The sequence below is a fragment of the Methanococcoides sp. genome (genome assembly GCF_030594565.1).
Classification (GTDB): domain Archaea; phylum Halobacteriota; class Methanosarcinia; order Methanosarcinales; family Methanosarcinaceae; genus Methanococcoides; species Methanococcoides seepicolus.
The window spans coordinates 1-12139 of sequence record NZ_JAUVEY010000061.1 but is presented as its reverse complement, the minus strand read 5'-3'; the positions used below and the strand labels follow the sequence as shown (position 1 = coordinate 12139).

The 12139-nt window shown below is 44.8% G+C and carries 16 protein-coding genes; 4 read left to right on the top strand and 12 right to left on the bottom strand.

Features of this window, described 5'->3' with window-relative positions:
- Window positions 1–382: 382 nt before the first annotated feature.
- The 6 genes from QAS77_RS06620 to QAS77_RS06595 form a co-directional block, all read right to left on the bottom strand.
- A complete protein-coding gene (locus QAS77_RS06620; protein WP_305064555.1) occupies window positions 383–547 on the bottom strand; it encodes an isocitrate/isopropylmalate family dehydrogenase in 165 nt (54 codons plus the stop codon).
- A gap of 114 nt (window positions 548–661) precedes the next feature.
- Window positions 662–835 (bottom strand): hypothetical protein, encoded by a 174-nt coding sequence (locus QAS77_RS06615; RefSeq protein ID WP_305064554.1) that lies wholly within the window; start codon window positions 833–835, stop codon window positions 662–664.
- A 150-nt stretch (window positions 836–985) separates the two neighbouring features.
- Complete coding sequence (locus QAS77_RS06610) at window positions 986–2113, bottom strand: isocitrate/isopropylmalate dehydrogenase family protein (RefSeq protein WP_250868104.1); 1128 nt, start codon at window positions 2111–2113, stop codon at window positions 986–988.
- Between the two features lie 101 nt (window positions 2114–2214).
- The gene (locus QAS77_RS06605; RefSeq protein ID WP_250868103.1) at window positions 2215–2697 is read right to left on the bottom strand and encodes a 3-isopropylmalate dehydratase small subunit; all 483 of its coding nucleotides are present in this window, start codon (window positions 2695–2697) and stop codon (window positions 2215–2217) included.
- Window positions 2698–2817: 120 nt separating this feature from the next.
- Window positions 2818–3759, bottom strand: a complete 942-nt coding sequence (locus QAS77_RS06600) for an aminopeptidase (RefSeq protein ID WP_305064553.1) — start codon at window positions 3757–3759, stop codon at window positions 2818–2820.
- Window positions 3760–3826: 67 nt separating this feature from the next.
- The gene (locus QAS77_RS06595; protein ID WP_305064552.1) at window positions 3827–4027 is read right to left on the bottom strand and encodes a hypothetical protein; all 201 of its coding nucleotides are present in this window, start codon (window positions 4025–4027) and stop codon (window positions 3827–3829) included.
- Window positions 4028–4076: 49 nt separating this feature from the next.
- Between QAS77_RS06595 and QAS77_RS06590 the strand changes: the two genes are divergently transcribed.
- Both QAS77_RS06590 and QAS77_RS06585 read left to right on the top strand, forming a co-directional pair.
- Window positions 4077–4682, top strand: coding sequence for a hypothetical protein (locus QAS77_RS06590; protein ID WP_305064551.1), 606 nt, complete (start codon window positions 4077–4079; stop codon window positions 4680–4682).
- Between the two features lie 44 nt (window positions 4683–4726).
- Window positions 4727–5209 (top strand): hypothetical protein, encoded by a 483-nt coding sequence (locus tag QAS77_RS06585; protein WP_305064550.1) that lies wholly within the window; start codon window positions 4727–4729, stop codon window positions 5207–5209.
- Between the two features lie 143 nt (window positions 5210–5352).
- Here QAS77_RS06585 and QAS77_RS06580 read toward each other — a convergent pair whose 3' ends face one another.
- A complete protein-coding gene (locus QAS77_RS06580; RefSeq protein WP_305064549.1) occupies window positions 5353–6420 on the bottom strand; it encodes a formate--phosphoribosylaminoimidazolecarboxamide ligase in 1068 nt (355 codons plus the stop codon).
- A 187-nt stretch (window positions 6421–6607) separates the two neighbouring features.
- Here QAS77_RS06580 and truA point away from each other — a divergent pair, with 187 nt between their 5' ends.
- Window positions 6608–7435 carry a tRNA pseudouridine(38-40) synthase TruA gene (truA, locus tag QAS77_RS06575; RefSeq protein ID WP_305064548.1) on the top strand — a complete coding sequence of 276 codons (828 nt, stop codon included), beginning with the start codon at window positions 6608–6610 and terminating at the stop codon, window positions 7433–7435.
- Window positions 7432–7995, top strand: coding sequence for a M48 family metallopeptidase (locus QAS77_RS06570; RefSeq protein ID WP_305064547.1), 564 nt, complete (start codon window positions 7432–7434; stop codon window positions 7993–7995). Before truA ends, QAS77_RS06570 begins: the two co-directional genes overlap by 4 nt.
- A gap of 26 nt (window positions 7996–8021) precedes the next feature.
- On the opposite strand, the gene QAS77_RS06565 is transcribed toward QAS77_RS06570, so the two are convergent.
- The 5 genes from QAS77_RS06565 to QAS77_RS06545 form a co-directional block, all read right to left on the bottom strand.
- On the bottom strand, window positions 8022–9056 hold the full coding sequence (locus QAS77_RS06565) for a TRM11 family SAM-dependent methyltransferase (RefSeq protein WP_250868095.1): 1035 nt from the start codon (window positions 9054–9056) through the stop codon (window positions 8022–8024).
- 8 nt (window positions 9057–9064) lie between these two features.
- Complete coding sequence (locus QAS77_RS06560) at window positions 9065–9352, bottom strand: YunC family protein (protein WP_250868094.1); 288 nt, start codon at window positions 9350–9352, stop codon at window positions 9065–9067.
- Window positions 9353–9447: 95 nt separating this feature from the next.
- A complete protein-coding gene (locus tag QAS77_RS06555; RefSeq protein WP_305064546.1) occupies window positions 9448–10065 on the bottom strand; it encodes a hypothetical protein in 618 nt (205 codons plus the stop codon).
- Window positions 10066–10077: 12 nt separating this feature from the next.
- Entirely contained in the window at window positions 10078–10971 is an 894-nt protein-coding gene (gene map / locus QAS77_RS06550; RefSeq protein ID WP_250868092.1) for a type II methionyl aminopeptidase, read from the bottom strand.
- 35 nt (window positions 10972–11006) lie between these two features.
- On the bottom strand, window positions 11007–12139 hold a 1133-nt coding region (locus QAS77_RS06545), incomplete at its 5' end, for a M24 family metallopeptidase (protein ID WP_442920363.1).

The window sequence follows — 12139 nt, the reverse complement described above, 5'->3', positions numbered from 1 at the left end:
CTTAACAACGATCCTCTTTATCTTCATGAAGGCTCCCCAAAGTATCTCTCAAAACAAATATGATACTACAACATTAGTCCCGATGGTTAATAATATCTTGTTTTTGTTGTATATAGTTTGCTTTAATGGGTGGGGCATTGGTCACAGATAAAAATATGTGAAAGCTGCAGCAATAGTGAGCCAAAGTGCTATCAAAAAGGCTCTTAAGCTCGCTGATTTCCATTGGCGTTCATTACTCGTAAGGTAGAGTATCGTGAATTCCAATACTGAATGAGATAAGTGCCCACATGAGTGGGTGTAAAGGTGTTCCCGACATAATCCAAAATTGCACTAGGTGTTCTATAAATTTTGTGAAGTAATCATTCAAGAAAAATATCTTCTCTTATACTAAATTATCAAAGATGGTTGCAATAGGATTGACTTTGTTCTGTCCTTTGTATTTTGGTGCTGAACCGTGAAGAATAGTGATCTGTTCTTCCATGTTCAACGGAACCTCATGGTCGAACGTTCCAAATAGGTTCTTAACAACGATCCTCTTTATTTTCATGAAAGCTCCCCAAAGCATCTCTAAAAACGAATATGATACTACAACATTAGTCCCGATGATTAATAAAATCTCGTTTTTGTTGCATATAGTTTGCTTTAATGTGCGGGAATTTGGTCAAGGATAAAAATAGCCAATAGTTGCAGCAATGGTGGTGCCAATTGCGATCAAAAATGCAGGTTTGATCGCTGGTTTCCATTGGCGTTCTTCACTCATGAGATAGGCTATAGGGATTCCCATTACGAATGTGATAAGTCCCCAGACGAGGGGATGTAAGGTTGAATATGACATACTATAAAACGGAGTGCCACATATTAAAAATTTACCGAAGAACGTTGTTTTGGCAAAATATCTTCATTTCTACCATATGATCATAAAAAACGAAAGTTCCTTCACGCCGATCCTAGTGTGAAGGCAAAAATGAAAAAGTGAGATGCTATGTTACATCTCGAGCAGAATTCTTGCGATGTCGCTACCAACATCGGTGGTAGTGTTTGAGCCGCCCATGTCGTAGGTCTGGACCTTTGCTTCGAGAATGTTCTTCTCGATAGCTGAGACGATGGCATCTGCTGCTTCTTTCTCACCGAGCTGTTCAATGAGCATTGAACCTGCCCAGATGGTTGCTATAGGATTGACCTTGTTCTGTCCCTTGTACTTTGGTGCTGAACCGTGTATGGGCTCGAACATGCTGGTACCGTTAGGGTTGATGTTCCCGCCAGGTGCGAGTCCGAGACCACCCTGTACCATTGCGCCAAGGTCAGTGATGATGTCACCGAACATGTTAGGTGTGACCACGATATCGAACCATTCAGGGTTCTTGACGAACCACATTGTGATAGCGTCGACATAGTTGAAGTCTGTCTTAACATCAGGGTGCTTAGCTGCTATTGTGTTGAACTCCTCTCTCCAGAATCCGTAGATGTCTGAAAGGACGTTCGCCTTGTCAACGGATGAAACGTGCTTGTCGCTCTTCTCAGCAAGGTCGAAGGAGTAGTCGATGACTCTCTGGGTACCTTCCTTTGAGATCATGCCTATCTGGTATGCGATCTCTTCGCTGTCGGTCTCAATGTCGAGTCCGAACCTTGCAGAGTACAGTGTCCTTGAGACCTCGAGCACGTCCTTGCTAACTCCGGTCTTTGCACGTCCGCCAATGCCGATGTAGAAATCCTCGGTGTTTTCCCTTACAACAGTGAAGTCGATGTCTGCTGGGGTCTTGTCTTTAAGCGGGCACCAGACGCCTTCCAGAAGCTTGATAGGCCGCAGGTTGATGTACTGGTCGAAGTAGAACCTTGCAGCTAGCAGGATGCCTTTCTCAAGCACACCTGGTGCTATCCTGTCGTCCCCTATGGAACCAAGGTAGATCGCATCATATGCTGAAAGCTCTTTGAGCGTATCTTCGGAGATCAGTTCTCCTGTCTCAAGGTAGTGGTCAGCACCCTGGGGGTACTCTATCCAGTCAACATCGAATCCAAATTTCTCTCCAGCTGCATCGATTACCTTCTTACCCTCGGTAATGATCTCAGGGCCTATACCGTCACCCGGCAGGACCGGAATTTTATATTGTGCCATATTTTTCCTCCTTATTAATTATGTGAAATCTATTTTTTTTATATTTTAGTCGGTCAGCAAAAAACTCAACAAAATATCAAATCAAAAACAAGGAAGGAAGATCAGTTAATGATCTGCCTTGTGTATTCCTTTAAACCGCCGGCATCTACGATCCCGCGGACAAAATCAGGTAAAGGTGTAGCCTGGTATTTCTCACCTTTTGTAATGTTCTCAATAATACCGGATGCAATATCAACGGTAAGCTCGTCTCCATCGTCGATCTTGTCGGTATCAGGGCATTCCAGAAGCGCAACACCGATATTGATCGCATTCCTGAAAAAGATCCTTGCGAACGACTTTGCGATGACGCAACCTACCTTTGATCCCTTAAGGGCAATAGGTGCATGTTCCCTTGAAGAACCACAGCCAAAATTGTTACCTGCAACAACGATGTCGTTTTCCTTCACATTCCCTGCAAAATCAGGGCGTACGCCAATAAAAGTATATGGGGCAAGTTCCTCTGGTGTGTTCATCACGAGGTATCTGCCCGGGATGACTGCATCAGTGTCCACGTCATCTCCGAATTTCCAAACTCTTCCTTTCATTATGATCACCGGTGATATTCTAAATAAATGCGATATCCTATGCTCTGATTATAACGTTTAGTTATTTAAGTACTTTCTACCGGCATAGCACTGCCGGTATAAAAAGTTGGTGCAGTTCTCTTAAGCAAAACGCTTGACATTCAGGTCAATTCCATCGACAAGGACCGTTGGGCCAGTAATTATGCCATCAAGGTGCAGGTCAACTTTCACATCGCCTCCAAAGGTGGAATTATCTCCCAATGCAATATGTATCGTTCCTCCCACTTTTTCATCTTCGAGGATGACTCCGATAAGGCGTGCTGCAGGATTTATGCCTATGCCAAGTTCTGCAATATTACGCCCGTCAGGGCCCACGCTCTCCACCATTGCCTCGAGTTTCTCCGCACCTTCCCCTTCAAAGCTTACTGCTGAACGGTCTTTTATGTCAACGATCAATGGCTTATCCAGTAACCCGATACCTCCCATGGAGCCATCAATGACAGCCCTGCCGTTCACATTCTTCGGGGCAATGTACATCTCTCCTGCCGGAAGGTTGGATGTCGTACCTTTCTCATGGCATATTCCTGTATCGGCCATCCATTCACAGCCTTCCACATCAAGGATAAGGTCTGTTCCCTTCTCAGTGGTGATACGAACCTCTTTCGATCCTTTAAGCGTCTCCAGAAGTTCGTCCGCAAGCTTTCCGATTTCCTCATAATCTGCATTCAAACCACCTTCCTGCATCATGGTCAGATTGATCCCTGGCATCGTAGCTGTCCGGGTACCGTTATCAGAAGCTTTCTTACGTGCCTGTGTATGGGTCAGTGACTTTGAAGCAGGGGCCAGAACTACATCTGCGTTTTTCATGGCCTCCTCCACAAGGGCAGGCGGTTCAGCACCGTGCTGCTCTCTGGGTTCCATTGTAAGCAATATGGCCTCACAACCCGCATCCACTGCGGAATCATAGAGTGCCTTTGAGATCATCTCATCGGTGCATGTATCGGTGACAATAAGCACTGTCTCACCCTTCTTCGCACCCATGCAGGTGTTAATTACCATGTCTGCGCTTTTCTTAAGTTCCATTAAATATCCCTCCGGTTCAATGCATTTGGCTCATTGCCGCCATGCCAGCTGTATCTTGGTCTCACTTTTACAAGATGCGTGCTCTCTGATGTATCATCAACAACAAAAGCAATACCTTGCTCGGCTCCCTTTTTTTTATGGAATCTCCTATGTTCTCTTTCATATATGTCGGACGCATGGCTTCCATGGCCTCGCTATCATCTCTCCTGCCGAGTATGTATTGCTTCTTCACAACACCGGCATTAATGGCATCCTTCGGTTTTATCATTTAGTTCTAATCAATAACTAAACATATATCATTTTTCTTTGGTGAGCTCATGTCAGAATATTTCATATGTAGTGTGCAAAAGGTCCGGTCTTATTTGCCAATAAGAAAAGCAGTGCATATCAGCGGGTCTCTTTTTCCATTGATAGCTATCTATTTTGGCAAGAATGTTGCATTAGGGATGGTAAGTGCTCTTCTCATTCTTTTTTTAGTGACCGAGCTCGTCAAACCGGTATTAAAAGAATATTCTTTCTTCTCTTCCCTCTGGCGTGAAAGCGAATCAGAGGGCTTTGCATTGGCACCTTTTTTATATCTGATCTCGATCCTTGCCCTCCTGCTTCTTTCCTTTAGGTTGAACGAAGGTATTTGTTATGCATCTATAATTGTGCTTGGCATGGGGGATGGGCTTTCAACGATCTTCGGAGTACATGGGAAAATGTGCTATAGGGGTTCTTCTAAAACGGTGGAAGGCACTCTTGCAGGGCTGATCGGTGCTATCATTTTCAGCTATCCGCTTGTAGGGTATCTGTCGATAGTCGGTGGGCTTGCGGGAATGTATCTTGAATTGAGGTCCAAAAAGCTGGATAACATAACAGTTCCTTTTTCAGCTCTGTTAGCTATGCTTATTGTACAGGCATTGGTAAATGCTTATATATAAATGAATTAATATATAGGCAAGTCATTATTAGTGGAGTTGTGAACATGGTCCCCTATCAGCATCTTTTGATTATCTCATGCCTCATTCTGTCCATTGCAGCCTCTGGATGTACGGATATCGGCAATGATGTGGATGAGCTTGGGGACTCGATATCTCAGGCCAGGGCAGACCTTCAGTTCTTACAATGGGCAGCCAATTCCACTGGGACCATCCTTGATGATTATGGCAATATCAAGAATGCAACTTCTGAGCGAAACACTGTTTTGATGGAAGGATCTGGCAGGGCCTTGAAGGAAGATTCAGAGAAAGCTCTCACTGAGCTGGACAGCTTTTCAGTTTCTCCTTCCCTTCAAGATGTAGTGGCCGAATACAGGGATTTTCTGCAACGGTCCTACAATTTTGGGGATTTCGTAGAAACCAACTCTCAGACCTTAGATCTTGAAGCACTGGATAAGACCCTTGAGATGATAAATGAAACTTCAGACCTGTTCAGTGAGATCTCAGAGATGGCTGGACAAAGAAATTAAGCTCTTTGAAGTGGTACACGAATGGTTGCAATACTGCATTTTTGTAACACAACCTTCATCGTTACAATGATAAAATATAAAATATGCCATTGAGTTCCGGCCGAGTGCCGCATCAATGGCGCTTATAAAAAATGCAAGGGCATTTATGACAAAATAAGGTCCAGCTTGCCTGTCTTGGCTCCCAACTTAATTTCCTGTGCGATCCTCTTTCCTGTGGAAAGATTATCCTCGATCATGTCTGAGTAGGGAGAGCCTGATGTGTAGAGATTGGTGCCTGCAACTATACGGGCGGATATCTCAAAGACCTTGATCTCAAGTTTGTCAGTGAACACGGTCTCAAGACAGAACGGTCCGATCATACCGCCAAACAGGCCGAGGGACTCCTCAACAACCTTCTCTCCAAGTGCGAATATGCGTGGCAAAAGGGATTCTCTTGCGACAAGTGGGACATTTCCTGTAACTACGTATGTAGGGTGAATGCCTGCGTCTTCAAGTTCCTTCGGGGAACCGAGCCTGAATATCTCGTCAGCGTTCGACTCGACCCTGCGGTCCATGCTGAGCATCTCAAGTATTCCTTCGCTTAACTTGTATCCTTCTTCTCTTATTGGGGAGTAGAAGAAGTGGAGATAATAACGTGTACCGACAATGAATTCCTGTACTGTGTGCTTCTCGTTAGGGTCAATATATTCCTTGAACTCTTCATAGTCTTTGGCAATAAAGAAACCCCTGCCACCTTTTGCACCATGGTACTTGACCATTACCGGGCTTTCGATCTTTTCAGGATCGACGATCTTTGGCATGTGTATACCTGCGCCTTCAAGCCATTCTCTTTCCTTGTCCCTGTCAGACTCCCATTCAAGCACTGCCCTGTTCCCAAAGGTTGGTACGGCTAACTCGGCGAAACTCTTTGTACCCATATATTCAACAAAAGAACCGTGAGGTATTATAATAGCGTTCTTGCTGACAAGTTCTTCCGCTATCTTTGGTATGTCGGAATAGCTTTCTACGACAATATACTCATCAGGTTTTGCTTTTGGAAATGCATCATAAAAACGTGGTGGCTGACCTACACAAATCCCTATTGTTCTTAGTCCCTCTTTTCGTGCTCCATCGAATATCTGGAGGCTTGAGTGTGAGCAAACAGTTGCAATAGCAAGATCATTTAGATCATATTTGCTGATTATCTCAGAGATTTGTTGTTTTGATATCATAGTTTCGCCTCAAAAATTTACAACAAATTGTATTATCTGTTATTTAACTTTACGGCATAAATAAACAATGGATAGAAATATCATGTTTAATTAGGATCTTTCAACTGTCCGCCATTTACAAAGAAATTACTAATTTAAATCGGAACTCTATTATAGTGAAAGTTCCATAAACCTCATAAGTGATTCCATGAGAGTTGCACTTAAAATCGCATACATAGGGTCGAATTTCCACGGGTCCCAGGTCCAGCTTAATGATCCGACCGTGGAAGGCGAACTTTTCAAAGCATTGAAAGAACTTGGGATCATAGAAGATCCACGATCGGCTAATTTTATAAGTTCAGGAAGGACTGATTCAGGTGTACATGCAATGGGGCAGGTGGTGGCCTTCGACACGGATGCACCAAACCTTGCAATGCCCCGTGTTATAAACTCCATACTTCCAGGCACGGTCTGGGCATGGGCCCATGCGATAGTTCCTGATAATTTTGATCCCCGAAGACATGCCTTGAGTCGCAGCTATCGTTATATCCTGTATGGCGAACAGTTCGACATTTCCAAGATCCGTTCCGCATCAAAGCTCCTTATTGGTTCTCACGATTTTGCTAACTTTTGTACTTCCAGAGGAGTTAACAGAACCGTTAGGATCGTTGAACGTATTGACATAAGGGTCAGTGGCAATCTAACCCGCATAGATGTCGAAGCTAACAGTTTCCTCTGGAACATGGTTCGCAAGATAGTGGCTGCTTTGATGATGGTGGGAAGCGGGGTTCGTGACGAAGAGTGGCTTGCTCAGATGCTAGATCCGGAATCATACGAAGAAGGGCTTGAACCGGCACATGCTTATGGTCTGGTCCTTATGGATGTGAAGTATCCTATCCCTCTCGAATGGGTGGAAGATGGCTATGCGATACGAAGGGCACATGAACGTGTGCACGACCATCTTGTTCGCTACCGGGTCATGGCAGATATACTCAGTCATCTATTCCCTTCGGGATCTTCTGATGAACTACTATGAGTGCGGAAAATTCTATCAATCTCAAAGGGCTGGATATTCCTTATAGTCTTAACTATGGTAGGGTGAAGAGTCCAAAACTGAAATATAGTTATGGCAAATTGGAGGTATCGGTCCCTAAAAATTTCAAAACGCCTGAAGAGCTTCTCCATAAGCATAAGCTGTGGATATACAGGCGGCATGTAGAGTATACAAATACCCTTCATGAATCTTCCTCAAGGCAACTTCTCAACAGGTCAGAGGAAGCTCTTAGGGAAATTGTGATGTTCCATATCAAGAGCATCTCTGATGAACTCGGGGTAATGCCGGATAAAGTGACCTTTCGTAAAATGAAGACCAAATGGGGTAGTTGCAGCTCAAAGAAAAGGGTGAACCTCAACAGGCATTTAATGCATCTCCCCGAATCTCTCATTGAATACGTGGTCTTCCACGAGATGGCACACTTGATCGAACTAAATCACAGCTTCCGTTTCTGGAATGTCATTGATTCAAGATATGCAGATCGGAAAGAATATGACCGTCAGCTTTCAGCATACTGGCATCTGATACAAGAGACCAATTGATGCTGAAACACCGGTTGGAATTCCCTTTACTTTTGCAGTACCGTTATCTTGCGTGTGAGGCTTTTGTGTACTCTTTGCAAGTATCTGTCCTTTATGGTAAAGCCTGCCTTCTCTACAAGCTCAGTGACATCTATCTCTGAAACGATTATCGCCAGTTTTCCCGGTTTCAAAACCCTGAACATCTCAGCAAACGAGTGTTCGTAAAGGTGATGCAAGGATTCTGCCTCTACCCTTGCCGACCTTCCGTATGGCGGGTCGGCAATGACAGCATCTACTGACTCATCCACAAGGGGGACTTTACAGGCATCTCCCATCATCATGGTCTGGTCTGCATTGAAGTGCCGAAGGTTCATGTCTGCCCCAACGGCTATCTTGTAACGAACTTCCAGCCCGAGCACAGTAGCTCCCACAAGGCCTGCTTCAACGAGTATCCCCGCTGTTCCGCAGAACGGGTCAAATACCACATCTCCCTCTTTTATCAATGCCATGTTCACAAGAGCCCGTGCAACACGTGGACGCAAGACCCCCGGGTAAAAGAATGGCTTCTTATGCGGTGCCCGTTCTTCGTAAGCACTTCTGTCCACTGAAGCGATAACACTGCCTAAAACACATTTTTCAGAAAGGATGGCTCGGAATTCCACATCAGGGTCCTTTAGGTCTGCATTGAATCCCTTCCTGTATATGGCTCCTCCGACACGTCTTTCGATATCAACACATTTGATGGTCGTATTGTGCCTGACACGTTTTGCCCGCACCACATACTTCTGCCCTTCATTGAGGTGCTCAGAAATATCACATCCTTCCGCGACCTCAACTATGCTTTCTATCTCTGTGGGGCAGACATCTATGACCTTCAGGATGTGGTGTGTCATTGCTATCCTTTTTGCCACCTCCCTCAGCTTATGTAATACTTCCTGTGGTTCACCTTCAATATCCACAACAAGGCAGTGCTCAAAGTATTCACTCTCTCTATATTCCAATTCTACAAGGTCAAGGCAGGCGAGAACCTCTGCGCGTGGCAGGTCCTCGTGTTCCCCTGACAGTTCAAAAGCGTATAACATGAGAACTTTCAGAACATCAGCTCAAGGGCTTCATGTCCCTTCATGCCGGGTTTAACGCCAAGTGCCTTCGCATGCCCTGTGACATCGATCACTTCGGCATGCAGTACGTCTTCAAACTCGTCAACGCCCCTTACCTTGGCGGCAACATCGCCTAACCTTTCTGCTATCTCAGTGTCAAGGTATCCGCACATCACAAATCCCTTGTCAGCTTTTATAACAAGCAGTGGTGCGTTCCCCATGTCGAACTTAAGGCCAATGGCCGTACCATTTTCAAGTGGTATCTGTTCTATGATCATGATTGAAAAAACAATTTCAATTTAGATTAATGTTTTGATAGGATAGTCGCATTAACAAGAGCTGATGGTGGAAGATGTCCGAATGCATCCGTTCATTAGTCTTTCCTGCTAAACTCAACCGTTGCCAAACCCTCAATTCCAAAATGACCACTGATCACTGTACGATTGTCAATTGTTTCAACAAATCGACTATCAATGCCTTCGGTGGCAATTACTTCCATTCCTTCAGGCATTGTGATGGTCAGACCGGTATTTGCTTCTCCATCAAAGCTCACACTATCTCCCAGCTCGAAAATATCCTTCTCAAAAGTGTATGTGACAAAATATCTGTTATTGATAATATCGGTCTTGTCAGTACTTCCCAGAACACTTCTGGATATTTCGGCATCCACCTCAAAAACGTTTACATTCTTTGCAGAATTGTCGAACATCACATCCAGTTCCTTTCCAAGTGAACCATAAAGCCTACTACGTATACGGTGGTCCAGCTTCATGAGTTCCCATGCACTGATATATCCATCCCCATTCCCAACGTTCTTGTCCGCATAAGAACGAAATGCTCCGACATCTTCACCGGAATAATTCTCTTCATAGCTCCATGACATCCCATCTTCTTCCAAGACAATTGTGTTCTTCCATTCGAAGGCAGATGAGGGGGATGCTATCATGGCTACGGTGAGCAATGCCAGCAACAATGTCGGAATATACCGCATTCTATCCTATCCTTACTTGGTTATCACTTTACAACCATCGTCAGTGACGATGACCGTATGTTCTGCTTGTGATACCAACCCGCCACCAACATCCTTTAGGACCGGGTAGGATGTGAGAATGCCTGCTTTCTCAAGTTGCATCAATGAATAATCGAGCTTATCCGACTTGAGCCACCTTTTGGCAAAAGGCAAAGTTCTGTACTGCTCCAGTTCCTTGAGAACTTTTCTGACCGCAGGCAATCGTATTGGTTTGTGTCCAATTACCTGGAATATCTCTGTCAGGGACCCATCTGCCACTTTTCCTGCACCATCGGTGGCAAAAGGTTCTATCGCAAAGATATCTCCTGTTTTGATCGTCACCCCTTGGCCAATATGGCGATTTGGGATGCTGGGTGGTACATGTGCGAGATATTGGGCGACACCATGACCTGTAAGGTTTGCAATAGGCTTGAAGCCATGTCCTGTGATCGTATCCTCGATGACAGCCCCTATCTCTGCAGTATTGATCCCGTTCTTGATTATATCAATGGCTGCATACAGCGCATCTTCGGAAGCCTTTACAAGATCGGAGTTCTCATTCGTAAGGTCGACCGTAATGGCCGAATCTGCAATGAAACCGTCAATATGCACACCAAGGTCAAGTTTTACCACATCCTCTGCAAAGACCGTTTCATCTCCTATCAGTGGGGTGGCATGGGCAGCCTCATCATTTCTTGAAATGTTACATGGGAATGCAGGCAATCCTCCAAGTTCGATGGTTCTCTGCTCGACAAAATCAGCGACTTCCAGAAGGGTCGTGCCTATCTTTACCTTCTCTTTTGCCTCACTTCTCACAGTTGAGAGGATCTCTCCTGCATGCATGTATTTGCCGATAATCTCTTCAATATCCTCAATTTTCTCATCCATATGTGTACACCAGCCTTTGATAATAGGGTAAATGTTCAAACTACAAATTCCTTTTCCATTTTTGTCAGATTCTCAAAACCATCTGCGGTTATGACTACCATATCTTCGATCCTTATCCCGCCAAGCTCCGGATAGTAGAGTCCCGGTTCTATCGTAACGACATGGCCTTGCTCAACCTCTACTTCCTGCATGGAAACAGAAGGTAATTCATGTATGTCCAGTCCTACGCCATGCCCTGTTGAGTGAATGAAACCTACCTCCGCCTTATTTCTTATGGTGTCATATCCTCTCTTCTCGAACTCATCACAGGCCGCATTATGCACATCACTATAAAGGATCCCTGGTCTTAATACTGCAAATGCTGCTTCCTGTGCTGCATGGACTGCTTCATACATTTCCTTTAGTTTTTCAGGAGCTTCCCCTTTAAGGACCGTCCGTGTCATATCTGCAAAATAGCGACTTCTTTTGTTGCGGGGGAATATGTCAATGACTATGGGTTGGTTGGCCTTGATATCTCCTTCTCCTTCCCAATGAGGATTTGCGGAATTTGTACCGCAGGCGACAATTGTGCTTTCTGCTTCACACCCATGGTCCAGAAGGGTGTGTTCGATGGCTATACGTATGGCTTCAGAGGTTATGGGCACTTCATCACTGTATAGGACACCTTCTTTGACCTCAGACCCTGCAATTATATTAATGGCAGTTTCCATTGCTTTTTCACAAGCAAATTGTGCCTCCTTTATCTTCTCGATCTGTTCCTTGTCCTTCCTTGTCCTTAGTTCTTTGAAAGGGCTCTTTGCAGGAATGATCGTGAACCCCAGTTCTTTCAGTGTCTGGGCAGTAAAAAGGGGGAAATCGCGCGGTACCATGATGTGTTTGGCACCCATTCTCTGGAAGACCGCTGCCAGACAATCACAGTATGCGAGTTCGCCATCTTTCCTTTCTTTCAGCTTCTCATAATATCCATATTCCTGCATTGTTTGTACGTTCTCGACACGGGACTCTATCTTTGCTCTGCCCAGTTCCATGCTGGAAACGATAAGGGTCTCTTCTCTATTTTTTGTCTGTATGTATGTGAATGGGTCCGCTGCCAGAAAATGTGTTGTGTAATACACATCTGCATTATTCGAGTTCCCCATTATCAGGAAAGCATCACATCCCTTTTCTG